This window comes from Dyella sp. PARNA 12/25 (genome assembly GCF_055702865.1).
The window spans coordinates 39,702-65,895 of record NZ_JBVQCI010000004.1 but is presented as its reverse complement, the minus strand read 5'-3'; the positions used below and the strand labels follow the sequence as shown (position 1 = coordinate 65,895).

Annotated in this window: 27 protein-coding genes; 9 read left to right on the top strand and 18 right to left on the bottom strand. The window is 63.2% G+C overall.

The annotated features are described in order from the left end of the window. Positions 1 to 295 precede the first annotated feature (295 nt). The gene (locus AC0GUR_RS10590) at positions 296 to 754 is read left to right on the top strand and encodes a hypothetical protein (RefSeq protein WP_472877442.1); all 459 of its coding nucleotides are present in this window, start codon (positions 296 to 298) and stop codon (positions 752 to 754) included. Between the two features lie 55 nt (positions 755 to 809). Here AC0GUR_RS10590 and AC0GUR_RS10585 read toward each other — a convergent pair whose 3' ends face one another. From AC0GUR_RS10585 to AC0GUR_RS10550, 8 genes are all read right to left on the bottom strand, one after another. Further along, on the bottom strand, positions 810 to 2,369 hold the full coding sequence (locus AC0GUR_RS10585; protein WP_472877441.1) for an MASE1 domain-containing protein: 1,560 nt from the start codon (positions 2,367 to 2,369) through the stop codon (positions 810 to 812). Positions 2,370 to 2,703: 334 nt separating this feature from the next. Beyond that, positions 2,704 to 3,162 carry a host attachment protein gene (locus AC0GUR_RS10580; RefSeq protein WP_472877440.1) on the bottom strand — a complete coding sequence of 153 codons (459 nt, stop codon included), beginning with the start codon at positions 3,160 to 3,162 and terminating at the stop codon, positions 2,704 to 2,706. A gap of 266 nt (positions 3,163 to 3,428) precedes the next feature. Beyond that, positions 3,429 to 3,983: a phosphonate metabolism protein/1,5-bisphosphokinase (PRPP-forming) PhnN gene (gene phnN / locus AC0GUR_RS10575; protein WP_472877439.1), complete on the bottom strand. Its 555-nt coding sequence runs from the start codon at positions 3,981 to 3,983 to the stop codon at positions 3,429 to 3,431. After that, a complete protein-coding gene (locus AC0GUR_RS10570; RefSeq protein ID WP_472877438.1) occupies positions 3,980 to 4,648 on the bottom strand; it encodes a DUF1045 domain-containing protein in 669 nt (222 codons plus the stop codon). The genes phnN and AC0GUR_RS10570 overlap by 4 nt, the downstream gene beginning before the upstream one ends. Next, positions 4,648 to 4,809, bottom strand: a complete 162-nt coding sequence (locus tag AC0GUR_RS10565; protein ID WP_472877437.1) for a hypothetical protein — start codon at positions 4,807 to 4,809, stop codon at positions 4,648 to 4,650. The genes AC0GUR_RS10570 and AC0GUR_RS10565 overlap by 1 nt, the downstream gene beginning before the upstream one ends. 473 nt (positions 4,810 to 5,282) lie before the next feature. Next, entirely contained in the window at positions 5,283 to 5,741 is a 459-nt protein-coding gene (locus AC0GUR_RS10560) for a phasin family protein (protein ID WP_472877436.1), read from the bottom strand. Positions 5,742 to 6,074: 333 nt separating this feature from the next. After that, on the bottom strand, positions 6,075 to 6,470 hold the full coding sequence (locus AC0GUR_RS10555; protein WP_472877435.1) for an HU family DNA-binding protein: 396 nt from the start codon (positions 6,468 to 6,470) through the stop codon (positions 6,075 to 6,077). Continuing rightward, a complete protein-coding gene (locus AC0GUR_RS10550; protein WP_472877434.1) occupies positions 6,403 to 6,618 on the bottom strand; it encodes a hypothetical protein in 216 nt (71 codons plus the stop codon). Before AC0GUR_RS10550 ends, AC0GUR_RS10555 begins: the two co-directional genes overlap by 68 nt. 144 nt (positions 6,619 to 6,762) lie before the next feature. Here AC0GUR_RS10550 and AC0GUR_RS10545 point away from each other — a divergent pair, with 144 nt between their 5' ends. Beyond that, on the top strand, positions 6,763 to 8,421 hold the full coding sequence (locus AC0GUR_RS10545) for a M28 family metallopeptidase (protein WP_472877433.1): 1,659 nt from the start codon (positions 6,763 to 6,765) through the stop codon (positions 8,419 to 8,421). Positions 8,422 to 9,346: 925 nt separating this feature from the next. Here AC0GUR_RS10545 and recQ read toward each other — a convergent pair. Both recQ and AC0GUR_RS10535 read right to left on the bottom strand, forming a co-directional pair. Beyond that, positions 9,347 to 11,161: a DNA helicase RecQ gene (gene recQ, locus AC0GUR_RS10540; RefSeq protein WP_472877432.1), complete on the bottom strand. Its 1,815-nt coding sequence runs from the start codon at positions 11,159 to 11,161 to the stop codon at positions 9,347 to 9,349. 144 nt (positions 11,162 to 11,305) lie between these two features. Further along, positions 11,306 to 11,644: an MGMT family protein gene (locus AC0GUR_RS10535; protein ID WP_472877431.1), complete on the bottom strand. Its 339-nt coding sequence runs from the start codon at positions 11,642 to 11,644 to the stop codon at positions 11,306 to 11,308. Between the two features lie 88 nt (positions 11,645 to 11,732). Between AC0GUR_RS10535 and AC0GUR_RS10530 the strand changes: the two genes are divergently transcribed. After that, entirely contained in the window at positions 11,733 to 12,137 is a 405-nt protein-coding gene (locus AC0GUR_RS10530; RefSeq protein ID WP_472877430.1) for a hypothetical protein, read from the top strand. Positions 12,138 to 12,213: 76 nt separating this feature from the next. Here AC0GUR_RS10530 and AC0GUR_RS10525 read toward each other — a convergent pair whose 3' ends face one another. After that, complete coding sequence (locus tag AC0GUR_RS10525; protein ID WP_472877429.1) at positions 12,214 to 13,335, bottom strand: inorganic phosphate transporter; 1,122 nt, start codon at positions 13,333 to 13,335, stop codon at positions 12,214 to 12,216. Positions 13,336 to 13,413: 78 nt separating this feature from the next. Next, complete coding sequence (locus AC0GUR_RS10520) at positions 13,414 to 14,043, bottom strand: DUF47 domain-containing protein (RefSeq protein WP_472877428.1); 630 nt, start codon at positions 14,041 to 14,043, stop codon at positions 13,414 to 13,416. Positions 14,044 to 14,225: 182 nt separating this feature from the next. Between AC0GUR_RS10520 and AC0GUR_RS10515 the strand changes: the two genes are divergently transcribed. After that, on the top strand, positions 14,226 to 15,548 hold the full coding sequence (locus AC0GUR_RS10515; protein ID WP_472877427.1) for a hemolysin family protein: 1,323 nt from the start codon (positions 14,226 to 14,228) through the stop codon (positions 15,546 to 15,548). 94 nt (positions 15,549 to 15,642) lie between these two features. Here the strand turns inward: AC0GUR_RS10515 and AC0GUR_RS10510 are convergent, their stop codons facing one another. Next, a complete protein-coding gene (locus AC0GUR_RS10510) occupies positions 15,643 to 16,419 on the bottom strand; it encodes an RNA methyltransferase (RefSeq protein ID WP_472877426.1) in 777 nt (258 codons plus the stop codon). A 159-nt stretch (positions 16,420 to 16,578) separates the two neighbouring features. Between AC0GUR_RS10510 and AC0GUR_RS10505 the strand changes: the two genes are divergently transcribed. Continuing rightward, positions 16,579 to 17,382 (top strand): inositol monophosphatase family protein, encoded by an 804-nt coding sequence (locus tag AC0GUR_RS10505; protein WP_472877425.1) that lies wholly within the window; start codon positions 16,579 to 16,581, stop codon positions 17,380 to 17,382. Positions 17,383 to 17,566: 184 nt separating this feature from the next. On the opposite strand, the gene hda is transcribed toward AC0GUR_RS10505, so the two are convergent. The 3 genes from hda to AC0GUR_RS10490 are packed head-to-tail and all read right to left on the bottom strand — an operon-like array spanning position 17,567 to position 20,464. Beyond that, a complete protein-coding gene (gene hda, locus AC0GUR_RS10500) occupies positions 17,567 to 18,271 on the bottom strand; it encodes a DnaA regulatory inactivator Hda (protein ID WP_472877424.1) in 705 nt (234 codons plus the stop codon). Next, positions 18,268 to 19,455 carry an AI-2E family transporter gene (locus AC0GUR_RS10495; protein ID WP_472877423.1) on the bottom strand — a complete coding sequence of 396 codons (1,188 nt, stop codon included), beginning with the start codon at positions 19,453 to 19,455 and terminating at the stop codon, positions 18,268 to 18,270. Before AC0GUR_RS10495 ends, hda begins: the two co-directional genes overlap by 4 nt. Positions 19,456 to 19,480: 25 nt before the next feature. Further along, a complete protein-coding gene (locus tag AC0GUR_RS10490) occupies positions 19,481 to 20,464 on the bottom strand; it encodes a DUF2066 domain-containing protein (protein ID WP_472877422.1) in 984 nt (327 codons plus the stop codon). A gap of 171 nt (positions 20,465 to 20,635) precedes the next feature. Between AC0GUR_RS10490 and purM the strand changes: the two genes are divergently transcribed. The 3 genes from purM to AC0GUR_RS10475 are packed head-to-tail and all read left to right on the top strand — an operon-like array spanning position 20,636 to position 23,112. Then, positions 20,636 to 21,664 carry a phosphoribosylformylglycinamidine cyclo-ligase gene (gene purM / locus AC0GUR_RS10485; RefSeq protein ID WP_472877421.1) on the top strand — a complete coding sequence of 343 codons (1,029 nt, stop codon included), beginning with the start codon at positions 20,636 to 20,638 and terminating at the stop codon, positions 21,662 to 21,664. Between the two features lie 4 nt (positions 21,665 to 21,668). Further along, positions 21,669 to 22,337: a phosphoribosylglycinamide formyltransferase gene (purN, locus tag AC0GUR_RS10480; RefSeq protein WP_472877420.1), complete on the top strand. Its 669-nt coding sequence runs from the start codon at positions 21,669 to 21,671 to the stop codon at positions 22,335 to 22,337. A 55-nt stretch (positions 22,338 to 22,392) separates the two neighbouring features. Further along, entirely contained in the window at positions 22,393 to 23,112 is a 720-nt protein-coding gene (locus AC0GUR_RS10475; protein WP_472877419.1) for a DUF3108 domain-containing protein, read from the top strand. Between the two features lie 190 nt (positions 23,113 to 23,302). On the opposite strand, the gene murA is transcribed toward AC0GUR_RS10475, so the two are convergent. Together murA and AC0GUR_RS10465 are read right to left on the bottom strand one after the other, a co-directional pair. Next, positions 23,303 to 24,562, bottom strand: coding sequence for a UDP-N-acetylglucosamine 1-carboxyvinyltransferase (gene murA / locus AC0GUR_RS10470; RefSeq protein ID WP_472877418.1), 1,260 nt, complete (start codon positions 24,560 to 24,562; stop codon positions 23,303 to 23,305). A 43-nt stretch (positions 24,563 to 24,605) separates the two neighbouring features. Then, positions 24,606 to 24,845 carry a BolA family protein gene (locus tag AC0GUR_RS10465; protein ID WP_472877417.1) on the bottom strand — a complete coding sequence of 80 codons (240 nt, stop codon included), beginning with the start codon at positions 24,843 to 24,845 and terminating at the stop codon, positions 24,606 to 24,608. A gap of 310 nt (positions 24,846 to 25,155) precedes the next feature. Between AC0GUR_RS10465 and AC0GUR_RS10460 the strand changes: the two genes are divergently transcribed. Next, positions 25,156 to 26,112, top strand: coding sequence for a KpsF/GutQ family sugar-phosphate isomerase (locus tag AC0GUR_RS10460; RefSeq protein ID WP_472877676.1), 957 nt, complete (start codon positions 25,156 to 25,158; stop codon positions 26,110 to 26,112). The last annotated feature ends 82 nt before the right edge of the window (positions 26,113 to 26,194 follow it).

Sequence of the window (26,194 nt, the reverse complement as noted above, 5' to 3'; positions counted from 1 at the left end):
GCAGGCCATACGCCGTGGTGCAACAGCCTCCCCAATGACCACCAAGGCCACTTAAGCCCATGATTTCCAAAGCACACTAAACGGGTACTGCGGGAATGATCCGCGCGCCAGCTGTTCTTAACAGGCTCATTCCGGGCGCAAGGCGTTCATCTCCGAATGGACGTCTGAAGGCTGTACCCCTGGCCCCACATCTGGGCGCACATCAGCCAACTGTCACAGGGCACGGGACTGGGTTGATGCTACATTCGGCTTCGCTGCTCAACGCCTGAGCACGTTACCAAGAAAGGGGTCCCATATGATGAAAGCCCTGTCGTCTCGCGCATGCCTTGCCGGCCTGCTGACTCTCGCCCTGTCGGGTGCTGCTTTTGCCGCCCAGCCACCCGCCTCCGGTCTTGGCCAATCCTGGCCCAACGCATCGGACGTGAGCCGCAGCCCCAACTTCCACGCTTATGTGTTTGTGCTTGGCGGCATTCAATACGTGCAGATCAACGATGCCAATGGCAACGTGCTCGGCGCCGTAGGCACGTCCAATGGCCAATTCATCACGCTGCCTATCGGACGTTTCTCACAGCAGGTGAGCACACCGCAGCAGGCACCTGCCGTGTCGACGGCAGCTCCCGCTGCTGCGTCCACCACGGTCTATCAGGACACCGCCACGCAGGTAACGGCGACGCCACTGAGCGACGGCACCATGCAGTTGAAGGCGATGGCCGCGGGCTGCGACCCGATCACATGTAACACGCGCTATCAGTAAGGCACTGTCCGTCGAGGTTGACGGTTGTTGAACTATAGCGGCGGCCGTGCCGTCGCTACAGTTCGGGATCGTGAAGGATCAGGCTAATCCGTTCACCGGCTTCAGTTGCCCTGCGGCGCGCTGTTCCCTCAAAAGCCTGTGCACGATGCTGAATGGCATCGAAGCCCATACCGCTGCAAGCCAACCGCACCATCAGGTCATCCGGGCGAGCATGCGCACCTCGCGCTGCGTTCGCCTGGCTGTCCACGCAAAGCACGGCCCAGCGGCGCCCCTGGAACATGCCGCCACGAATGCGCAGATGAATGTTGCTGGCGTTGTGCTTGGTGCAAACCAGCACAATGCATTCGCAGGCAAGGCGATAAAGCGCGATATGGATGTTGGGAGAAAGTCGGCTCAGCCCGCGCCCTTCTATTTCGCACCAGTACGACACACCCACTTCTTCGAGCCCACGTGCGATGGAACCCTCGCGTAGAGCTGCGGGGAGGCCACGCTCGCGCCAAATGGTGGGATAGAGACTGTCGGACAGGCGGAACAGCTGCTCCTGTGCAACCGCCGCCTGCCGCATATAACTGCGCTCATCGACGACGGGCACCGTATGACGCAAGCGCGTGATCAGATGGCCGTAACCCATCTTGACCGACTCACGAATCTGTTCGACCGCCTGCGACACCTGCCGCAACTGCATCTCGCTGATGTAGATATTGCGCTGCGCGATGGCCAGGGCGAACCGGAGTTCGGCGCGCTCCTCGCGGTCGCGATGATTGAGGACGGAAATGCGCGCCCCCAACAGCAGCATCGAGGTGATGGCAAACGCAATAAACACCTGCACCTGCAACGTACTCAGCTCGTACTTGTTGGGCATGGTCAGCACCACCGCAATACTGGCCGCGGTGCCACCGATGGCTGCGCCCTGCCAGCCGTGGCGCACCGCCACCCAGATCACTGGCAGGAACATAGCCATGCGCGCTGCCTCGCGCGCCATTTCGCTGCCGGCATGGAAGCTCAGCCAGATCAGCAAGGCAAGCGTGGGCAACAGCGTGGACATGCCTTCGAGCAGCAGCCGGCTCTCGAGGAACTGCCCCCAACGAGCGCCCTTGGGCGTCACCGCCAGGCACTCACGAACCCAGACGGCAACCGGCGTCAGCGTGAGTACGCCAAGGAAGTTGCCGATGAACCAGTTCGACGACACCACATCCCAATGCAGTGTCGGGTAATCGGCGGGCAGGTTGGTCACCGCAAGCGAAGAGAGATTGCAGAGCGTCCAGAGTATCGATACCAGAAACATGCACAGCAGCAGCACGCCCATCTTCACGGTCGACGGACTGGGGAAAATGCGAAGACGCTCGCGACACCAGTAGACCACCGGCATAGCCACCACGATAGGGGGAATGGCCGCCACCAACGACCACAGCCAGCCGAACTCGTCCATGCAAGTGATGCTGATGTATGAAAGTGGCACGAGCTCGCCCACCGCGAGTGCAGGCCAGTACCGAAGGGGAACGAACAACAGGGCGCACAGCCGGAACCCGGAGAAAATCACCCAGTGCGAAAAGGAAATCTGATGAAGGAGCGTCGAGCCGACGGCATACGCAAGCGCGACCGCGACATGCGCCATCCAGGCACGGTCCCCTGTTCCATTTCGCATCTCAGGCTACCCCTTAGCTCAAGAAGGTACTCGGTCGGCAATTCCCGTACGCGAATCGCCATACAAAGGAATGGATCCAATAAGCATCACAGTGAAGAAACAGTGAATCCAACCCTGTCGATAGTGGGAGAACGCCAGTTGGCTACCCGCAGCTCGTCCGAGTTTCGCAGTCCGCCGTGGGCTCCGCAAATGCCTGATCGGCACCTGTTCTGACAAATAGACGGCACGTACACAACGGCATATGAGAAATGTGCTCCAGTTCACATAACGACCCAGCGGGTCCGGCGTCGCCCCCTTCACACCCCTAGCCCTCAACCGACGAATACAGGCGATCGGGCAAATAGCCACGCAGGGCCGCCGCATCGAGGTGCACCAGGTTTTTGTCCACCTCCAGCATCACGCGTTCACGCGTCTGGCCGTCCAGGCGTTCACGCAGGGCACCCAGGAAGGCCGGCGCGGCGATGAGCACCAGCGCATCGAAATACCCGTCGTTGCGCCCCTTCAGAAGGAATCGTGCCAGTTCCTGGGCAAAATTGGCGGTTTCCACGGCGGTTACGGTGGTATCCGGGTCCTCGGCGTGTCGCCCCGGGCCCATGCGATCGGATCCCCGGCCAGGACGGTCTGACACCAGCTCCTGGTCAGGCAGACGGCTCTCAGGATGGATGAACGACTCCCGTTCCTGGATCGGACCTACGGGCTGGTTGGTCTGGAACACGCGCGCGACGGCGCGGTTGGCCACCACGATCCACACAGTCTTTTTCATCGCGCGCTCCCAGATCGTGCATCAGGAAGGCTGGCGGCGCGGGCCACAGGACATGTTGCGCCGCCGGCACGTTCGTGCCGACTGCAGATTGTGCGCCTGGGCGTCAACCGCGTGTGAGTTCCTGCGAATGGACGGGTAAAAGGGTCTTGCACCTCATCCCGGGCGCGGGCGATGGCGACGCGGAGACAACAGCGACCACCATGCAGCAAAGACAGCGCCACGGCCACATGCGCTAAGCAACCGCTTTTGCCTCGCTGTCGCTTTACTCAGCGACTCGACGCGTGCCTGCAAATGGCACTGAGTAGCGCCTCTCCCGCTTCTGGCAGGCTGGACTCGTTGACGATGGTGAGCATCGGCTCCGTCACGACATCATCGCCGCAGCGCGCAATATGTTGTTCGACCTGCTCCGGCGCCTCACGTCCGCGCGTGTGCAGGTGGCCGACATTGGATTGGCGACTCGCGGCGATCAGTACGGGCACCATGTCCATAAAACGCGCATGTGCAAGCGGAAACACTTCACGCGAGCCGTTCACCAGCACGTCCACACCTTGCCGCAACCAATGTTCGATCTCCTTGCCGAGACCGTAACGCAAGCCGTGCGCCTGCCAGGTGAGCGCAAACAGTCCACGACGCTCACGCAGGTCGAACTCGACCGGGCTGAGCGCCACATGATCTTCGCCAGCCGATTGCACCGGCAGCGTGATGTAACGATGCGCGCAGACCACGCCATGGGAAGGACCATTCTCGCGCACCCAGCCGAGCACGCTGTCTTTGCCAGCCCCAGGGGAGCCCATAACGTAATAGAGGCGGCCCGCTCTCATGCAGCAGAAACCTTGGCCAGCGAAATGCGCTCGAGAGGCTCGAAGGCCGCGCCGGGCGATGTCTCAACGCACAACGTCAGCGCATCGATGCGCGCCGCGGGGAGCATCGCCGCACGAATGGAAAGCCAACGCTGGAGTGCGCGCTCTTCATCCACCGAAGCTGGCGCCGACAGCGTCATATGGAACCGATAACGTTCAAACACGTAGGGATACCCGTAACGTCCAAGAAAGTGAGTCTCGATAGCGTCGAGCTCGGAAGCGCGGCGCTGGAAATCGTGCTCGGCCAAGGGCAGCCGTAACGGCTCCACCGCTTCGACACAGGCATTGGCCAGTGCATGGACCGCCCTGCAGTCTCCAACGGGACGCAGGGCCAGGAAGCCAGCAAGACGTGTGCAGCGCAACGTGAGATTGATCGGTGCATGTGCACTGGCGATGCTACGCATCGCGCTGCGCAAATCGTTGATGTCATGGTCCGGCGACAACGTAAACGGCGAGCGCAAGGTGGCATGCCAGCCGTAGCGGCGAACGTCGCTCAGCAGCGCGTTCCAGCGGCTCGGGGGGATGCCCGGGATGCCGTTGGGCGTCATCTCGGTACTCAGCCAGTCACGCCCCAGGGACGCTAGCGCACTGGCCGGCGCGGGGCAGAAGTAGATCGCGTAGCGCATCAGTCATCCGCCATCGGCACCAGCGACGTACAGCCGCCAGAGAAGTGACGGGTAGCAAGTTCAGCCGGCACGCCGTGCCGACCCAAGGGATTTTCCCCGGAGAGGACGTCGTCGCTCCGGCTCCACAACGCCACGCGTTGTTCCTGTTCCACCACGCTCATATCACCCGTCTCGTTCGTCTTTTCACCTACGGCACCTGACACTCCTGGAATGCACGGCACCGGAGCGCATCGCACTCTGGCCGAAGCAGGGTATCCGTAGATAACTAGACCTTTGTGACAAGACTAGTAACCAACATGCCCTTTTCGTTTTCCGCGCAACCAAGGGTTGCCTCTGTCGGCGTAGTCCCGGAGGCGAGCTGTCCAGCACAATGAAACGCTTCCCCTCTCTGCCCGCGGCGATCTGGCTGCTCGCTGGCGAATCTCGCCTGTCCAGGCTGCGCAGTCGATTCGGCCGCAGGGGCGCTGCAGTTCAACATGAGCGGGGCCACCGTAACGCGATGCAGTGTGCAGATCGCCGCACACGGCGGTCGCGCCTGGGTAACGGCAGCCATATGCAAAATGCCAAATTCGACGCCCGCGCATCTCTTAGCTGCAGGATGACGGTCGGAAATCCGCGAAACGCGGAGGCAGGACTACTTATCGCGGGTGGCGCCCTTCCCCTCGGCCCACGGCCACATGTGCCCCCACTGCTCCATCATGTCACTCCACGGCTGGCTGGCAGCACCCAGGTCACCGACGCTACCCATCGCACGGGCTGTGTCCTGCTGCCAGACCTGGATGGCTTCCTGCAGACCCTTGGCGAAGTGGGCCTGCACATTAGCGGCTATATGGTTGGTCAGGTTGCTGTCGCCCATGCGTTGCTGCAGCAGGCGCCAGAACGTCTCGGCGGGCAGGGTCGACAGGGCGGCCCAGTCCTGCGCCTTCAGCAGTTGCTCCACTCTCGCCTGCGACTCGGCGATGCCATCGTCGACCGCGCGCGTAGAAAGCTCCAGCCACTTCTTCCAGTTCTCCATCACCAGTTTGCTGATGCGGAGCTGCAGTTCGCTGTTGGTCTTGTAGAGATTCAGCGCCAGGTCGCTTTGGGTAGTCATGGCCTTATCCCCAATGAACGAGATGATGACCGCTGTCGCGCCATCGCAAGCACTGACCGGTGGTTTTGTCACGTCACCACCGCGCGCAGTGCTGGAGGCCATGCGGATTCTCAGGACACTATCGTTCCCATCGTGACGCCGATGTCACGGGTGGGCCTGGTGGCCAGAGGCGTCAATTGGGGATGCGATCAGTGGCGGGGCCAAAAAAAAAGACGCCACCGGCGTCTTCTTCTCTGTTTGCCCACTTTGACAGCGGACAACCATGTTTTCCACTTTTCGTCAGGTGCGGCGCGAACGCCGCACCTGACATTTGAAGCTATGGGAAAGCCGCTCTTAGAGAGCAGCGTCCTTGAGCTTCTTGAGCGCGCGGATCTTCAGCTTCACCGTGGCGGGCTTGGCAGCGAACCACTGCTCTTCCTTGGTGAAGGGGTTGATGCCCTTGCGCTTCGGCTTGGCCGCAACCTGGACGGCGGTGATCTTCAGCAGGCCCGGCATGGTGAAATGGCCGGCACCCTTCTTGTGCATCGAGCCGGTCACGGCTGCTTCGAGCGATGCCAGCACGGCACGCACGTCCTTGGCGATCACGCCGCTGGCCTCGGCGATGTGGGCCACCAGGCCCGACTTGCCCAGCGCTTCCTTGATCGGCTTGTGCACGACTGCCTTAGCGGCGGTCTTTGCGGCCTTGGGAGCGGCCTTCTTCTTTGCTGCTGCTTTTTGCGCCTTCGCCATACATTTCCCCGTGGTCATCAAAGTGTTGGTGTTTGAATGCCTCTCGGCATGCGGAATGTATGGCAAAGAAACCCATGTCGCCAAGCGGCAAAGCAGAAAAAATATGGATTTTTTGCTTCCAAAGCCCGGCAGGGGTGAAGAAAGTCACGATTACCCCCTCGGAAACCCTGTTTTTAAGGGCTTTTTTTTCGCTCGGGCCGGCCGCCTCGACCTTTGTAGGGCAACCCTGCTATGGACCCGCGGCGGCGGCGCTCTCTACTATCGAGGTTCGTTTCCACGTTAGGTGCTGTCCATGAAGCGATTGGCCTTATCCCTGCTCGCCCTGTCGGTGTCGTCCGCGCTGTTTGCCGCTGCCCCCACCGCTCCTACCTTTGATCCGCATCGCCTGTCCGAAGACGTCAAAACACTGTCGTCCGACGCATTTGAAGGCCGCGGTCCTGCCACGGAAGGCGAAACCAAGACCATCGACTTCGTGGTGGCACAGTTCAAGGAAGCCGGCCTGCAGCCAGGCGGCGACCTCAAGAACGGCAAGCGCGAATGGACCCAGGCCGTACCGCTGCTGCGGTCCGATATCGCGGGTAAGCCTTCGCTGGCCTTCACCGTCAACGGCAAAGCCGAGCCGCTGACCCAGGGCAAGGAAATCGCCGTGCGATCGGCACTCGACGGCTCCAAGGCCGTGTCGATCAAGAATGCGCCCCTGGTGTTCGTGGGTTACGGCGTGAAGGCGCCGGAGCGCAACTGGGACGACTTCAAGGGCGTGGACCTGCACGGCAAGATCGCCGTGGTGCTGATCAACGACCCGGACTTCGAAACCGGCGTGGGTGATTTCGGCGGCAAGGCCATGACCTATTACGGCCGCTGGACCTACAAGTACGAGGAAGCCGCCCGCCAGGGTGCGGCCGGCATGCTGATCGTCCACGAAACCGCACCGGCCTCTTATGGCTGGGCCACGGTGGCCAACTCCAACACCAACACCCAGTTCGACGTGGTGCGTGACCACCCCTCCACTGTGCACACGCCGCTGGAAGCATGGATCCAACGCGACGTGGCGGTGAACCTGTTCAAGGCTGCCGGGCTGGATTTCGAGGCGCTGAAGAAGCAGGCGCAAACGCGCGAGTTCAAGCCGGTTGAGCTGAAGGGCGAAACCTTCTCAGCTGACTACAAGATCGACTCGAAGGTGATCACCTCGCACAACATCGTGGCGCGCATCGATGGCACCAAGCGCCCGGACGAGACGGTGATCTACAGCGCGCACTGGGACCACCTCGGCGTCGGCGCGCCGGATGCCAAGGGCGACAAGATCTACAACGGCGCGGTGGACAATGCCACCGGCACCGCCGCGCTGATCGAGCTGGCCCGCACGTTCGCCAGCCAGCCGAAGCCGGAGCGTTCGGTGGTGTTCCTCAACGTCACCGCCGAAGAGAAGGGCCTGCTGGGCTCGGAGTACTACGCCTCCAAGCCGCTCTATCCGCTCGCTACGACGGTCGGCGTGATCAACATGGACGGCTTCAGCCCGCAGGGTCCGGCGCGCAACTTCAGCATCTCCGGCAGCGCCAAGCTCGGTCTGCTCGATGACCTGACCGGTACCGCGAAGAAGTGGGATCTGGTGTATTCAGGTGACCCGAAGCCTGAAGCCGGTCACTTCTTCCGCTCCGATCACTTCTCTTTCGCCAAGCGTGGCGTGCCGGCCATCTCGTTCGAGTCGGGCAACGACTGGGTCGATGGTGGTGTGGCGGCTGGCAAGGCTGCTGAGGAAGAGTACGTGACCAAGCACTATCACCAGCCGTCAGATGAGTGGCAGGCAAGCTGGCCGTTCACCGGCATGGCGCGCGACCTGCAGATCCTCTACACGCTGGGCAGCGACCTGGCCAATTCCGACGCCTGGCCGAACTGGAGCAAGGATTCGGAATTCCGCGCCGCCCGCGACGCGACGACAGCGCAGCGCAAGTAAAGGCGATCGACGAAGTGCGTAAGGGACGGCCCGCAGCGATGCGGGCCGTTCTTTTTGCGGCCACCAAATGGCATTTTCACGCGCCGCTGATTCACATGACGCCCGCAACAGAAACGCAGCATGGGCGTCACGGAGAAGCCAGACAGGAATCACAGGGGAGTCATGGGCATGCGGCAGGCTATGCGCCATCAGTCAAAAGAAGATCGTCTGATCCCATGCTGGCGCAATATGTTTACCCCTCAAAAATTGGCTTATTTCGCATCGTCCGGCACGGTCGCCAGTGGCGGGTGTTGTGCGAGGCGCAAGAGATAGGTCGTCATGAGACGGCGGAAGCGGCGTTGATCGCTACTCGTATGACCTGCGCGCAGGCGCGGTTGCCTGGGGAGTTGGCGCAGTGGCGCTATGTTCCCGAGTCCGCATTGGCGCATTCGAGGGTGTCGGGGGATGGGGCGCGGTGGCGGTTGGCGGGCTGAGCGTGCTTTTCTCCCTCTCCCTCTCCGGGAGAGGGTTGGGGTGAGGGGTGGGTGCTCGCGAGCACCCGTGCCCCCCTCACCGTCGCATGCCCCTCACCGTCATCCCCGCGAGGCACTCTTCAACAGCCGAAGGCTGGTCAAGCGGGAGGCGCTTTACAACAGCGAAGCTGGTCATCCAGTGACTTTCGCTCTTGACCTAACGCTACCGCCAGCGTGCCGCCTACGCGGCGGGCGTTTCGACCTTCTGCCGAAGGCCGAGTCACTTTTCTTTTGCTGGCCCAAAAGAAAAGTAACCCAAAGAAAACGGCCTCCAGAGCGGGGGCGTCGTAGCGTCGTGATTAATACAAGCCTTGCCGCTGACGAAGCCCGGATCGTCACGATCGCACGACATGCGGTACGGCTACACCGCAACGCGCCAAAGCGGAGAGGACTTAAAGCCGCGGCGCGCATCCTCATTCGTGCGCATTGATCACCGCCAAGAAATCCTTCCCATACCGCTTCAATTTCGCCTCACCCACACCACTAATTGCCGCCAACTCCTCTTCATTCGAAGGCAGCGCGCGCAGCATCGCGAGCAAGGTGGCGTCGTGGAAGATCACATACGGCGGCACGCCGTGCTGCTTCGCGAGCTGGGTACGCAGTTTGCGCAACTCATCCCACAGCGGCTGCTCGTACGCTTCCACGCCCAGGCTGCCGCCGGTCACCAACTGACTATCCCTACGCTTGCGCGTAGCGCGCACGGGGCGCGCATCTTCGCGCAGGCGCACCGGCTTGTTGCCCACCAGCACCTCGCGGCTGGCTTTGGTGAGTCGTAACGTGCCGAAGCCTTCCGCATCCGCTTCCAACAAGCCCAGTGCAAGCAATTGGCGGAATACCGAGCGCCACTGCTTCTCGTCCATATCGGCGCCGATGCCGAAAGTGGACAGGCGATCGTGGCCCAGCTCGCCTATGCGGCTGCTGTCCTCGCCGCGCAGGATGCTGATGACATGCCCGGAACCAAAGCGCTGCCCACTGCGATACACCGCCGAAAGCGCCTTCTGCGCAGGCACTGTCGCGTCCCATGTCTTCGGCGGTTCGACACAGTTGTCGCAACGACCGCACGGCCCTTGGAACGACTCGCCGAACGCGGCCAGCAGCAGCTCACGACGGCACTGCGTCGTCTCCGCATAAGCCAGCAACGACTCCAGCTTCTGGCGCTCGACGCGCTTGCGCTCATCTGCCGATTCAGACTGCGCGATCATCTGGCTCATGGTCACCACGTCGGACAGGCCGTAGATCATCCAGGCATCGGCCGGCAGACCATCTCGCCCCCCACGCCCCGTCTCCTGGTAATAGCCTTCCATGCTGCGCGGCAGATCCAGATGGGCCACGAAGCGCACATCGGGTTTGTCGATGCCCATGCCGAACGCGACGGTGGCCACCATCACCACACCGTCCTCGCGCAGGAAGCGCCGCTGATGGGCGTTGCGCGTCGCAGCATCCAGCCCGGCGTGGTAAGGCAATGCCTCGATGCCAGCTTCGGAGAGCCACGCGGCGGTCTCGTCCACCTTGCGGCGACTGAGCGCATACACGATGCCGGTTTCGCCGCGACGGCGCTCGAGGAATTCCATCAACTGCCGCCGTGCGTTGTGGCGCAGGCCAACCTGGTAACGAATGTTGGGACGATCGAAGCTCGAAACGAATTGGTGCGCCTGCTGCAGCGCCAATCGCTCGACGATCTCCTCGCGCGTGCGGTCGTCGGCGGTCGCAGTAAGCGCGATGCGCGGTACGTGCGGAAAGCTCTGGTGCAGTATCGCCAGCTCTCGATATTCCGGACGGAAGTCGTGACCCCATTGCGATACGCAGTGCGCTTCGTCGATGGCGAACAGCGCCACCTCGGTGCGTTCCAGCATGCTGAGGAAACGCGGCGTCAGCAGTCGCTCCGGGGCGACATAGAGCAGGTTCAATTCACCCGCCAGCAGGCGTCGCTCGACTTCGCGCTGATCTTCCGCGCTCAGACTCGAGTTGAGATACGCCGCCGAGACACCGGCTTCGCGCAACGCATCGACCTGATCTTGCATCAACGCGATCAACGGCGACACCACGATGCCCGTGCCTTGCCGCACCAGTGCGGGAATCTGGTAACACAGTGATTTGCCACCACCCGTTGGCATCAACACCAACGCGTCGCCGCCTTCGATCAGCTGCTGGACGATGGCCTGCTGTTGACCGCGAAACTGCGTGTAGCCAAAAACACTATGGAGAATATCGAGGGGCGAGGGAGGCATCGGGAGATGCTAACAAATCGGCTTTGTCTGCTGTGCCCTGTGTTCTCTGTAGGACCGCGCCTTGTGCGCGACCATCCAGCGAAGCAGTGACGTGAGGCGTAGCGGTCGCGCACAAGGTGCGCTCCTACAGAAGGTGGCCCGCCATCAACCCGGCATACCCCACAGCGCCCGATCCAGATCCGCGTCCAGCCCAAAGGTGGACAACGGCACGCGTCCATTGCGCACTTCCACACCCTCGGACTTCAGGCGTTTGCTCTGCTCACGAAAGCCGCGGCTACCCGGCGGAAAGGCGATCTGTCCGCTGGACCGCAATACGCGATGCCAGGGCAGCTCCATGCCTTCCGGCGTCTCACCCAGCGCGCGCCCCACCAGGCGGGCACGCCCCGGGAGACCCGCACGTGACGCAATAGCGCCGTAGCTCGCGACACGCCCGCGCGGAATGGCCGCGATGGCGGCAAAAATGCGGGCATGTGCTTCGTTCATGGGATTGTCCATGATCTTCAACAGGCTCTTTACGCGGGGTCGTGGCACAGTAGCGGCACTGGAATCGTCTGCCAAGGAGACCGCACCCATGCGCCATTTTGAAGCTGTGCGTTCCCATATAGGCAGCCTGCACGAGCTGCGCCACAACGACCCTTATCTCATCAGCTTTGATCTGACGCTGCCGCAGAACCGGCATCAGGGTATCTATCTCGCTGAACTGGAAGACGAGGCTGGTCGACGCTATCTGCGCATCTCCACCCCGGTGGGCCCGTTGGCCGGCGCTGATCCGCGGCGTTGCCTGCGCTTCAACTGGGAGCAACGCAAAGGATTCCTTGCGGTCGCCGACCTGGACGGCTCGCCCTACCTGCACCTGTGCGAGAACCGCCCCTACGAACTGCTGGATGCCGCGGAATTGAAGCGGCTAATCGAGGAGTTGGGTCAGCTGGGGGATCAACTGGAGCGGATCGTCGCTGCAGGCGGCGACGATTTGTAACTCTTCTGTAGGAGCGCACTTGTGCGCGACCGTGACGCACCGGGTCGCGCACAAGTGCGCTCCTACAAGGTCAACGTCAGAACAACGACGACAACCGCACCATGCCGTAAGCCAGCAGCGCCGTGACGGGCAGCGTGAGAATCCACGCCCATACCATGCGCTCCACCACCGACCAGCGGATGGCGTTCCAGCGCTTGGCGGCGCCCACGCCCATGATCGAGGCGGACACGTTATGCGTGGTGGATACCGGAATACCGAAAGCCGATGCCGTGAGGATCACCGCGGCGGAGCTGCCTTCAGCGGCAAAACCGTTGATTGGATGCAGCTTCACCATCTTGTGACCCAGCGTCTTGATGATGCGCCAGCCACCGCCTGCGGTACCCGCGGCCATGGTCAGCGCGCACACCACGGCTACCCACGCCGGCACGTTGAAACCGCCCGCAGCAGAACCGTTGATACGCAGAAAATCCAGCCAATGCGGCAGTCCATCGAACTGGCCTGCGGCGGTCGCACCTGCGAGTGCGAGCGCGATGATGCCCATGCTCTTCTGCGCATCGTTCATGCCGTGCGCCAGGCCCATGGCGCTGGCTGAAACGATCTGCGCCTTGCCGAAGAAGCTGTTGACGAACGGGGTGCGACCGAAGCGATGCAGGAAGCCCTTGCGGTCGGAGAACCAGCTCAGCAGGGCGTACAGCGCACCCATCAGCAGGAAACCCATGACAAAGCCCATCAGCGGCGACACCACCATGGGCACGACCACCTTGGGCAACACGCCCTTGCCCTCCCACCAGTGCGCGCCACCCTGCGCCCAGATGATCGACGCGAAGTTGTTGCCGGACGCTGCAATCGCAGCGCCCACCAGCGCACCTACCAGCGCATGACTGGAGCTGGACGGTAGGCCCAGCCACCAGGTGATGAGGTTCCACACGGTCGCTGCCAACAGCGCGCACAGCAACAGCTGCGGGCCGGCAGCAATCACGTTGGTGTCGATCAAACCTGCCGCAATGGTCTTGGCCACGGCGGTGCCCCACAGGGCGCCGATCAGGTTGGTGATGGCCGCCAACATGACGGCCTGACCCGGCGTGAGCACCTTGGTCGCCACCACGGTAGCGATGGAGTTGGCGGTGTCGTGGAAGCCGTTGATGTACGTGAAGGCCAGCGCGACCAGTACGACCGCAATGGCAAGACCGAAAGTCATGCGCGCACCTCGCGCACAATGACGGAAGCCCGGATTGCGACCGGGCAGCGCGTAGAGGAGCGCGTCATCCGATGGGCCTCAGGAGTTCTTCAGCACGATCGAGTAGACGATGTTGCCGACATCGCGGCACTTGTCGATCGCCTTCTCGAGCAGTTCGAACAGATCCTTGGCCAGCATCGCGCGCATGGCGTCGTTGCCTTCCACGTAGAGGGTGCGATACGGCGACAGCAGCATGCGGTCGCCTTCGGATTCCAGCGTCTGCAGGCGATCCTGCAACTTCTTCACCGGGTCGATGCGCAGGCCGCGGCGCAGTTCGCCGATCATTTCCGACACCACGGCGGTCGCCCGCTCGAGCACCAGGGCGCGCGCGCCGAAATCCACGTCCGACAGACGGTCGGCCACGATCTCGTAGCGCTCGGCGAACTTTTCGATGGTCTTGGGAATTTTGTAGAGCGCCGAGTTGAGCGCTTCGATGTCTTCGCGATCGAGCGCGGTGACGAAGGTGTTCACCAGCTCTTCGCTGATTTGCCCGGCCAAGGCCTTCTCACGCTGACGAGTGGCCGCAAAGGCGGCCATCACCGGCGCATGGTCCTTGCGCGTGACAAGTTCATGAAGGGCCTTGGCGCTGTCGCGCGCGGCTTCGGCGCTCTGCTCGAGCAGGCCATAGAACTTGTCGCCTTTGCCGAAAATGGTTTGCAATGAAAACATGCGGTTATTGCCTGGGTCCGGGGACGGATCAAATGACGGATATGTTACAGGACGGCCCTACCGCACCGCACCACATTGTCTCTCCAAGGTGTCGCAGCCCGGTAACCACCTGGGAATAGCCTCACAGGCTTTACACTGCGTCTCATGTCCACTCGCGACCACCACACCGCCCGACTGCCCCGATGCTTAGCGAAATAGCCACCGTCGTAGCGCTTTCGCTGTGTAACGGCTTCTTTGCGTTGTCCGAGATGGCCCTGGTGGCCTCGCGCAAGTCCCGTCTGAAGCAAATGGCCCGTACCAGCCGGCGTGCCCGTACCGCCTTGCGCAACGCGGAGGCGCCCGAGCGCTTCCTGTCCACCGTCCAGGTAGGCATGACCCTGGTGATCCTGGTGACCGGCGCCCTGGCAGGTGGCGCCTTGGGCGAACACATCGCCGATGCCATCCATGGCGGACGGGCCGCCTGGATGGAGCCCTACGCACGGGTTATCGGCCTGGTGCTGGGCTTTGTGCTGATCTCGTTCGTGCAGATCGTGATCGGTGAGCTGGTGCCCAAGCGGCTGGCGTTGTCGTCTCCGGAGGTGATTGCGGGCTACGTGGCCATGCCGATGATGGTGCTCTCGCGCCTGGCGGCACCGTTCGTGTGGTTGCTCAATTTCTCCAGCAGCGCCCTGCTACGCCTGCTGAAAGTGAAGGGCCGGGGCAGCGATTTCGCGACGGAAGAAGAGATTCGATTGTTGGTCGCCGAAAGCGCCGAGCACGGCGTGTTCGACCGCGACGAGCACAATATGGTCAATCGCGTGCTGCGCCTGGGCGATCGCACGGTGGACAGCGTCATGACGCCGCGCACACGCATCGTGTGGCTGGACCAGTCGGCCAGCCTCCGCGAGAACGCCGACATCCTGCGCAATACCCCATATTCACGCTATCCCGTCTACCAGGGCGACGAGAGTGACATCGTCGGCGTGGTGGAGGTGAAGCGCCTGTTGCGCGGCTTTGCCGAAGGCAAGCCCGATATCTTCGGGCAGCTGATGAAACCCCTTTACGTGCCGGCCACCGGGCGTGCGCTGGACCTGCTGGAAGAGTTCCGCGACGCAGAAGCGCAGATCGCACTGGTGGTGGACGAGTACGGTGACATCGTGGGTCTGGTAACCCTCAACGATTTGCTTGCCGCCATCGTCGGCGCACCACAGCTGGGCAGCAGTGGCCCGGAGGAAAGCCCGCTAATCATCCAGCGTGAAGACGGCAGCTGGCTGATTGACGGTTCGCTCTCCATCGAAGACCTGCGCGAGTTGCTGCGCGTAGAGACCTTGCCCGGCGAAAAGGAACACGATTACCGCACCGCTGCCGGCATGGTGATGGCAGCGCTTGGGCATATCCCGCAGACGGCCGAATCCTTCGACTGGCGGGGGTTCCGGGTGGAAGTGGTGGATATGGACGGTGCCCGTATCGACAAACTGCTGGTGACGCGCCTGCCGCAGATCGATATCGAGGAAGACGGGTTCTAGGCACACAGCTCGCTGTAGGAGCGCACTTGTGCGCGACCGCAATGCCACGTTTCAGCCGGTCGCGCACAAGTGCGCTCCTACAAATCGGTGCTGATCAATCGCCCTTCGACGCCCTGATCTTGCCGCTGGCAATCTGCGCCATACGCTGCGCATCCGCAAAAATGCCGTGCATCACGCGCAATTCCCGCTCATCGGGCTGGGCACGCTGAAACAGTTTGCGCAGGCGCAGCATGATGGTGGTCGGCGCGCGACCCTTGTGGAAGTCGATGTCGTCCAGCATCTGCGACAGATGCTCGAAGAAGCGCTCCATCTGCGCTGCGTCAGCGGGGGGCTCGGCATCAGCACGTACCGGCACGGCTACCTCGCCCAGCGAGGCGACGCGCAATTCGTACGCCATCACCTGCACAGCCTGCGATAGGTTGAGCGAGCTGAAATCGTCCACGCTCGGAATGCGCACCATGGCGTGACAGCGCGCCAGTTCCTCGTTCTCCAGGCCGGTGCGCTCATTGCCGAACACCAGAGCCACCTGCTCGCCCCGGGCGGCGGCGGCCAGCGCTCGGCTGGCGGCTTCGCGCGGGGTGATCTCTTCCAGGTCCACCCCACGACGACGGGCCGAAAGGCCCAGTGCCAGGCTGGTGCCGGCCAGGGCGTCGACCAATCCCTCGCTCACCGTGGCGTTTTCCAGCACGTCATCCGCGCCGGCAGCGAGCGCCGAAGCCTCCTTATCGGGGAACCGATGGGGCGCTACCAGGGCCATCCGGTCGAAGCCCATGGTGCGAATGGCACGGGCTGCACTGCCGATATTGCCCGGGTGCGAGGTGCGCACGAGCACATAGCGGATGCGGGCGGCGAGGTCGGATTCAGCGGACATTGAGGTGGCCAGAAGGGGTACAAATTGGCGCAAAGCTTGGAAATTGTAGGCCGCTCTGTCAAACCGCCCCCCCGGGGCGGGCTTCGGACCGACCTGAACAACGGCGGCGTCTCTGCTAGACTTCGCGACCGTAGCCCCGTTCTTTTGAAAGCCGAAGCCATGCCAAGACCCGCCGTCAACGTCGCGGTGCGCGCCGCGCGCTCCGCAGGAAACATCATCCTGCGATACATGAATCGCATCGACGGACTCAACGTCGTCGAGAAGCAACGCATGGACTTCGCCTCGGAAGTCGACCGCCTGGCCGAAGCCGAGATCGTCAAGGAACTCAAGCGTGCCTACCCCACGCACGCCTTCCTCGCCGAGGAAAGCGGTGCCATCGGCAAGGGCCCGCTGGTGTGGGTGATTGACCCACTCGACGGCACGCACAACTACCTGCGCGGCATCCCGCATTTCTGTGTATCCATTGCCCTGCTCGACAAGGGTGAGCCGGTGTACGCGGTGGTGTTCGACCCGCTGCGCGACGAGCTGTTCACCGCCAGCAAGGGCGACGGTGCCTACCTCAACGACCGCCGCATCCGTGTCAGCAAGCGCGACAACCTGGGTGGCGCGATGGTCGCTACCGGCTTCCCGTATCGCCAGCGTTCGCACCTCGACGCGCAGCTGGACATGACGCGCGCCATCCTGGGCCAGGCCGAAGACATCCGTCGCTCGGGCTCCGCCGCGCTGGATCTGGCCTACACCGCCGCCGGCCGCTACGACGCCTTCTTCGAAATTGGCCTGAAGCCGTGGGACATGGCTGCCGGCGCCCTGCTGGTGCGCGAGGCAGGTGGCCGCTATTGCGACTTCGCGGGCCGCGACGGCATCCCCGAGAGCGGCAACATCGTTGCGGGCAATCTCAACGTGGCACAGGCGATGGTGGATGCCATCAGCGCCAATGCCACACCGCGTTTGCTGATGGCCTGAGGGCACTGATCACTCGCGAAAAGGCGCCCTATGGGCGCCTTTTTTGTGTCTGCCGTAATCTCGCCTTACCTCTGTAGGAGCGCACTTGTGCGCGACCACAGCGCATCGTCGGTGCCGCTTTTTAGGTTTGTCGCGCACAAGTGCGCTCCTACAGAAAAGCCAAAACACTGGAGCCAGAGGCAGATCAGGCACCCGGCTCGCTTTCTCGCAGCAAACTGCGAAGGAACGGCACCGTGATGCGCCGCTTCGCCGCGAGCGAGGCCTGGTCGATGCGATCCAGCAGATCGAGCAACGCACCCAGATCGCGCGCATAGCGATTGAACAGCCAGTCAAGCACGGTGTCGTCTAACTCGATGCCACGCGTGGCCGCCTCCTTGCGCAGCACGGCGCGGCGCTCGGCGTCATCCAGCGGCTTGAGCAGCGCCTGCTGGCACGCGCCAAGACGCGAGCGCAGGTCAGGCAGCCCCAGGCCCAACTGCGTCGGCAAGGCCTCCGCCGCGAACAGCAGCGTGGCACCCTCGGCCTTGGCCTGGTTGTAGACGTCGAACAGCGCGTGTTCGGCCTCGCGATCACCAGCGATGGCGCCAAGGTCATCCAGTGCCAGGAACTCGCTGCCCACCACGCCTCGGATGGCCGCCGCCTTGTTGCCCATGCTCGCCAATGGCAGGTACTGCACCGTGCGCCCGCCCTGGATGGCTGCCTGGCAGGCCGCCACCAGCAGATGGCTCTTGCCGCTACCGGCCGGCCCCGCCACGTACAACCAAGGCGTACCCGGCACGTACGCTACCTGCTCCACGGCAGAGAGCGTCACGACGTTACTGCCGGGATGGAAGTGTTCAAAACGCTGGCGGCGAGGCCAGCGCAAGGCGAGCGGCAACTGCGGAATCATGTAGGGGGTACTGCGTCCTTCTTTTCGTCGCGCGGGCCAATCACTGTGCTGGTTTCCACCGTGCCTTGCGCCGTTGTCACCACGACATCGACTTCGGCAAGCACCGGATCACCACGGCCCTGGTCGTTGTAGAGATCACTTTGCCGGTAGCGCTCGGACAGATAGCGCAGCAGCACCAGAATCACCGACGCCGCCGGCAACGCCAGCAGCACGCCAAGGAAGCCGAATAGGTAACCGCCCGCCAGCACGGAGAAAATCACCGCCACCGGATGCAGGCCGATCTTTTCGCCCACCAGCCGCGGCACCAGCACATAGCCTTCCAGCAACTGGCCGGCCGTGAAGATGCCTACGACGATAAGCACATGATTCCAGTCGCCATACTGCACCAGTGCAGCAATCAGCGACGAACCAAAGCCGACAATGAAGCCGAGGTACGGCACGAAACTCAGCAGGCCGGCGATCATACCGATCAACGGGCCAACCGACAGCCCCATGATGGTGAGCGCCGCGCCGTAGAAGATACCTAGCGCCAGCATCACCAGCAGCTGGCCACGCACGAAAGCGCCGAGCACGCTGTCCGATTCGCGCGCCAGATGGGCCATGGTGGGCTCGATGGAGCGCGGCAGCATGCGATCGATCCACGCCACCATGCGGTCCCAGTCGCGCAGCAGATAGAACGCCACCACCGGAATCAGCACCAGGTTGGTCAGCCAGGCAATCACACCGAGGCTTGAGCGCGAAATTTTTCCCAGCACGATGGAGGCGGCATCCCCGATGGAGCCGATGTGCTCCTTGATCTGCCCGATCAGGCGATCGGTATCGAATGCGCTTGGGTCGAGGTGCAGCGTGGACTGCAGCCAGGGCAGCGCGATGTTGCGTACCCAGTCCACGTAATGCGGCAGGTTTTGCGTGAGGTTGCCGACCTGGCGCGAAATCAACGGAATCAACAGCAACAACGCGCCGACGGCGAGCAACAGCAGCACCACGAACACGATGCTCACCGCGAGCGTGCGCCCCATGCCCAGACGCTGCAGGCGGTCCGCCAGCGGATCGCCCAGGTAGGCCAGCATGGCGGCCACGGCGAATGGTGCCAGCACCGGCGCCAGCAGGTAGAGCACGTAGAGGATGGCCGCGGTGATGGCAATCATCTGCCAGCGGCGGGAGGTGTCCTGAGTCAATGGCATGGCTCACTCATTAGGCTGGCGATAGTTAGTGGACCCAGCGCAGGCTGGCATCAGCTTCGCTGTGGGCGTCGCCGCGTAACAAGCGCCCACCCGCGGCAAGACTGTTGGCCAGTGCATCCATCGGCAGACTGGCCTTTACCTGGAACAACATGCCGTCGCCGTTGGCGCTGAGGGTGGTCACCTGGTGCACGGAAGGGTCCGCGCGCAACACCGCCACCAGATTGGCGAAATCCATCGCCGAATTAACTTGGGAAACCCATAGTTTGCCATCGACCGTGGCGGACCCGATCACGTTCAATTGCTTGCCCAGGCGATCGGCCAGGCCATTGCCAGCGTCGGTGAGCACGGCCGCCGCATTGGCACCCTGATTGCTCCAGCGCTGCTGCGGGCCGCCGGACACCAACACCCAGTCTGCGTTGCCGCCATGCATCTGGCCCAGCAGAATCAGGCCGGTCTTGTACTGGCGGGCCAGCGCCGCCAGCTGCTCGGGCTCGGCGGTGGTCAGGTTGGGGGTATCGCCGGTCTTCACCGGGTCGGCCAGCACCGTGCTGTACCCCTTGCTGGCCACCAGCTGGGTGAGCGTGGTGAGCGCATCGCGGGTCAGCACGCTGCCGTCCTCATCGCGCACCACCAGCAATACCGGCGGGCGGGCGCCGGTACTGCCGGACACGCCCATCTCGCCCACGGCGCGCTGAACCGCAGCCTGGTCGAAGGTCACCTGCAGGGCCAGGCCGGTGGCCGCACGCTGGTACTGGTACTGCTGCACGATACCGCTGGCACCCTTGAGCACGTCGGCATAGCCGGGCTTGGTGCTCAGATCCTGCCCACCCGAGGTACGCGCCAGCACCTGGGCCAGGGCATCGCTGAAGGCGTTATTGCGCGCGGCATCGCTGGTATCGGCCACGGACACCACCACGGTGTACGGCGACACCTGCCCCTGCGCATGCGCGGAAAGCAGCGGGGCTAGGCCCAGCACGAAACAGATGAGCAGCAGGCGGTACAGGCGCATGGGGAATGAATCCGGTGGGAAACGCGGAAAGTCTGCCCAATCCGCCCGGCAGCGTCCATCGAAGGCTTCCCGATTCCATGTCCGCCCGGCACACGGCCGCGGCGGGTTACTCGGGAAAGTACGCCCCTACACTGCTACAATTCGACGTTTCTCCACGCCGGGTTGCCCCCCATGTCCGACGCCCTCACCTACCGCGCCGCTGGCGTCGATATCGACGCAGGCAATGCCGTGGTCGAACGTATCAAGCCACTGGTCAAGCGCACGTCCCGTCCCGAAGTGATGGGCGGCCTGGGCGGCTTTGGCGGCCTGTTTGACCTGTCCGGCAAGTACAAGGAGCCGGTGCTGGTCTCCGGTACCGACGGTGTGGGCACCAAGCTCAAGCTCGCCCAGCAGCTGGGCCGCCACGACACCATCGGCATCGACCTGGTCGGCATGTGCGTGAACGACGTGCTGGTGCAGGGCGCGGAGCCGCTGTTCTTCCTCGACTACTTCGCCACCGGCAAGCTGGACGTCGACACCACCGTGGCCGTGGTTGGCGGCATCGCCAAGGGCTGCGAGCTGGCCGGTTGCGCGCTGATCGGCGGCGAAACGGCCGAAATGCCGGACATGTACCCGCCGGGCGAATACGACCTGGGCGGCTTCACCGTTGGCGCGGTCGAGAAGTCGCAGCTGCTCAGCGGCGAGAAGATCGTCGCCGGCGACGTGATCCTGGGCGTGGCCTCTTCCGGTCCGCACTCCAATGGTTACTCGCTGATCCGCAAGATTCTCGAGCGCGCCGGCAGCCCGCTGGACCTCGATATCGGCGGCGTGAAGCTGGCCGATGCGCTGATGGCGCCGACCACCATCTACGTGAAGCCGATGCTGGAGCTCATGAAGAGCCAGCCCGTGCACGGCATGGCCCATATCACCGGCGGCGGCCTGAAGGAAAACATCATCCGCGTGGTGCCGGATGGCCTCGGCATCAACATTGATGCTTCGGCCATCGTGCTGCCGCCGGTGTTCGAATGGCTGATGCGCGAAGGCAACGTGGCTCGCGAGGAAATGTGGCGTACCTTCAACTGCGGCGTGGGCTTCACGGTGATCCTGCCGCGCGACGCTGTCAGTGCCGCCAGCGAACTGCTGGCCAAGCATGGCCTGAAGAGTTCGGTGATCGGCGAGATCGTGCCCGCCCAGGGCGACGAGCGCGTGCACATCGGCTAAGACTGTGAGCCCTCCGCGTCTTCGCGTTGCCGTGCTCGCTTCCGGGCGCGGCAGCAACCTGCAAGCCATGATTGCCGCACGCGACGCCGGCGACCTGCCGGTGGACTTCGTGGCGGTTGGCAGTGACAAGAAGAGCGCAGGCGCATTGCAGTTGGCGAAAGACGCCGGCATCGCCACCTTCACGCTGGACCCGAAGGCTTACGCCAGCCGCCGCGACTTCGACTTTGACCTGTTCCGCAAGCTCGACGCCACCGGCGCGCAAGTGCTGGTGCTGGCGGGCTTCATGCGCATCATCGATGGTGAAGCGCTGAAGCCGTGGGTGGGGCGCATGATCAATATCCACCCTTCCCTGCTGCCCAAGTACCGCGGCCTGTACACCCATCGCCGCGCGCTGGAAGCTGGCGACAAGGAACATGGCGCCAGCGTGCACTACGTAACGGCGGAACTGGACGGCGGCCCGGTGATTGCCCAGGCGCGCATCGACATCCTGCCCGGCGACAGCGAAGACCTGCTGGCTAAACGCCTGCTCACCTTCGAGCACAAGCTACTCCCTGCCGTGCTGAGACTCATGGCCGAGCAGCGCCTCGACCTGATGGCGCCCGACCGCGTGGCCCTGGACGGAAAGCTGATCGAAGCGCCGCTTCAACTGCGCAATAGCCAATTGGTTGACTGAACCCGTACGGGATCTCTACAAGGCGTTCAGGATGAGCGCGTAGACTGCGGTCCCCATGACTGCATCCAACACACTCCGCACGTTTGCCATCGGCCTTGCCCTGGCGTTCTCAGCGACGATGGCCTCCGCCACCACCACCGCACCAACGCCGTTCACCGCCACCTATCAGGTGTCGCAGGGCGGCCAGGTGATTGGCCAGTCCGTGGTGACGCTCAAGCCCGCCGCCAACGGCCAGTGGGAATACAGCAACCAGACCACTGGCACCGGCGGCCTTGCTGCTGCACTCGGCGCCAATTCCAGCGAAGTGACGCGCTTCCGCTGGAACAACAATGCACCGGAAACCGTCAGCTACGACTACCGCATGAACGCGGCCATCAAGAGCAAGCAGCGTCACACCGAAGTGAACTGGAGCACCAACCAGGTCACCGTGGATGAAGGCAAAGGCCCGATGACCTACGTCACTGCACCAGGCATGGTGGATCGCAATACCGCGCCCTACGCCATTGGCCTTGCGTTGCGTGCTGGCAAGCAGGCCATTGACCTGCCCGTCGCGGTGAAGCGCAGCGTGGAGACGCAGCAGTTCAAGGTCGCTGCAAAAGAAGCAGTGAAGGTGCCGGCTGGCAGCTTCCAGGCCGAACGCGTGGTTCGCACCGACAACGATGCAGCGTTCAACGCGTGGTATGCGCCGCAGAAGTATCCGGTGCCGGTGAAGCTGGCGCAGAGCGACGGTGGCAATCTCGAGTTGCAGTTGGTGAGTTTCAAGAACGGCAACTAGCCGCAACACTGCATCAACGTCATTCCCGCGAAGGCGGGAATCCAGTGCCTTTCGTTCTTGCTGTGAAAATCAAAGGCACTGGATCCCCGCCTTCGCGGGGATGACGTGTCGTGAACGCACACGTTTCCAATGCTCCAAAAAGAAAAGGCCGCGATAGCGGCCTTTTCTCATCTAGCGATGACGCGATATCTCAAGACGGCAAACGGCGAATCTTCGCCCCCAGCACGCCCAGCTTTTCTTCGATGTTCTCGTAACCACGGTCGATGTGATACACGCGATCGACAATCGTGTCGCCCTCGGCCACCAGGCCGGCGAGCACGAGACAGGCGGATGCGCGAAGGTCAGTCGCCATGATCGGCGCGCCGCTCATCTTGTCCACGCCCTTGATGATGGCCGTGTTGCCCTCCAGACGAATGTCCGCACCCAGGCGCTGCAATTCCAGCGCATGCATGAAGCGGTTCTCGAACACCGTTTCGGTGATGACGCCCACGCCCTCGGCCACGCAGTTGAGCGCGGTGAACTGCGCCTGCATGTCGGTCGGGAACGCCGGATAGGGCGCGGTGGTGATGTTCACCGCCTTGGGACGACGGCCGCGCATGTCCAGCTCAATCCAGTCGGCACCAGTGGAAATGTGCGCACCCGCGTCCTCCAGCTTGGCAAGCACCGCGTCCAGCGTATCGGCACGCGCGTTGCGGGCACGCACCTTGCCACCGGTCATGGCCGCACCCACCAGGAAGGTGCCGGTTTCGATGCGGTCCGGCAGCACTTCGTACTCGGCGCCATGCAGACGCTCCACGCCATGAATGGTCAGCGTAGACGTACCGGCGCCTTCGATCTGCGCGCCCATGGCGATCAGGCAATGCGCCAGGTCGACCACTTCCGGTTCCTGCGCAGCGTTCTCGATGACGGTGGTGCCCTGCGCGAGCGCGGCGGCCATCATGATGTTCTCGGTACCGGTCACGGTGACCATGTCCATCGAGATGCGCGCACCCTTCAGGCGCTTGGCCTTGGCCTTGATGTAGCCGTTCTCCACGACCACGTCGGCGCCCAGCGCCTGCAGGCCGCGAATATGCTGGTCGACCGGGCGCGAACCGATGGCGCAACCGCCCGGCAGCGACACTTCGGCCTCGCCGAAACGGGCCACCAGCGGACCCAGCACCAGGATCGACGCACGCATCGTGCGCACCAGATCGTAGGGGGCGAAGTACTTGTCCGTGGAGCGCGGGTCGACATGCATCTTCATGCGGTCGTCCAGCACCAGCTGCGTGCCCATCTGGCCCAGCAGCTCGATGAAGGTGGTGACGTCGTGCAGATGCGGCACGTTGCTGATCGCCACCGGCTCATCGGCCAGCAGGCAGGAAGCGAGAATCGGCAGTACGGCGTTCTTGGCGCCCGAAATGCCGACCTCACCGTGAAGCGGCTCGCCGCCACTGATCAGGATCTTGGCCATCAAAAAGTCCTTAAAAGAATTGCTCGGTCGTCGCGGCGCGGCCTTAACGGCGCGTTGCGGCTTCCGCAGGGGTCAGTGTTTTCAGGGCAAGCGCATGGATCGCGCCGCCCATGAGATCCCCCAGCGTGGCGTAGACCAGGCGATGCCGCGCCAGCGGCAGCTTGCCTGCGAACTGTTCGGACACCACTTCAGCCTCGAAGTGCACGCCGTCGTCGCCGGTCACGGCCGCCTGCGCACCCGGCAGGCCTTGTTCGATCATTGCCTGGATGGTGGCAGCGTCCATGGGTTGTTCCAATTGCTCAGGATCTCGTCAACGTCGCAGATCCCAAACTCAGGCGGAACCCATCGGCGTCGACTATGACGTTAAAATGCGAATATGCCATGTTAATGGAAAACCTCTGTCGCAGAAACGACACGAGATGGCGCCGCCGCTCCCCCTTTGGGGGCTGCAAGCCTCCAAGACCATGATTTAACGGAAAATTCCACCTCGTGACGATCGTTCAGGATGGTGGCGAGATTCCGGCACCTGCTCCCGAGGACCCATGAACGCCCACGCCGCCACCAGCCAGAATGCGATCAACGCCGACGCCATCATGCACAGCGCCCGTACGGTGATTGCCACCGAAGCGGCCGCCATACGTGCGCTGGAGTCCCGCATCGGGCCGGAATTCGTCGAGGCTTGCCGCCTCATCATGGGCTGCGCCGGGCGCGTGGTGGTCACTGGCATGGGCAAGTCCGGGCATGTGGCGCGGAAAATTGCCGCAACCCTGGCCTCCACCGGCACCCCTGCGTTCTTCGTGCATCCCGGCGAAGCCAGCCACGGCGACCTGGGCATGATCCTGCCGCAGGACGTGGTGCTGGCCCTTTCCAATTCGGGTGAAACGGACGAAGTGCTGTTCATCCTGCCGGTGATCAAGCGCCAAGGCATTCCTTTGATCGCCATGACCGGCAACGCCCATTCGTCGCTGGCCGACCAGGCCGAGGTGCATCTGGACGTCAGCGTCGCCGCCGAAGCCTGCCCGCTAGGTCTGGCCCCCACCACGAGCACCACGGCAGCGCTCGTGATGGGCGACTCGCTGGCCGTTGCCTTGCTGGAGGCCCGCGGCTTCACGTCGGAAGATTTCGCCCGCTCGCACCCGGCTGGCAGCCTCGGCCGCCGCCTGCTGCTGCACATCAGCGACGTGATGCACACCGGCGAAGGCGTCCCGACGGTGCCGCCCAATGCCACGCTGACCCAGGCGCTGATGGAAATGACCCGCAAGCACCTGGGCATGACTGCGGTGATCGACGCCAACAGGCATCTGCTCGGGGTATTCACCGACGGTGACCTGCGCCGCGCGCTGGACGACGACGATGTCGACCTGCGCGGCGCCACCGTGGCCGAGCTGATGACGCGCGGCCCCAAGACCATCGGTGCGGACAAGCTGGCCATCGAAGCGGCCCAGCTGATGGAGAAGCATCAGATCCACGCCCTACTGGTGGTCAATGACGAGCAACAGGTCGTCGGCGCGCTGAACATTCACGATCTGCTCCGCGCCCGTGTGGTCTGATCGAAAGACTCGGCTGCTACTAATGAACGCGTCCACCGTCCGCGCTGTCCGGCGTTTGACGGTATCGCCCTCCTGCCCTCTT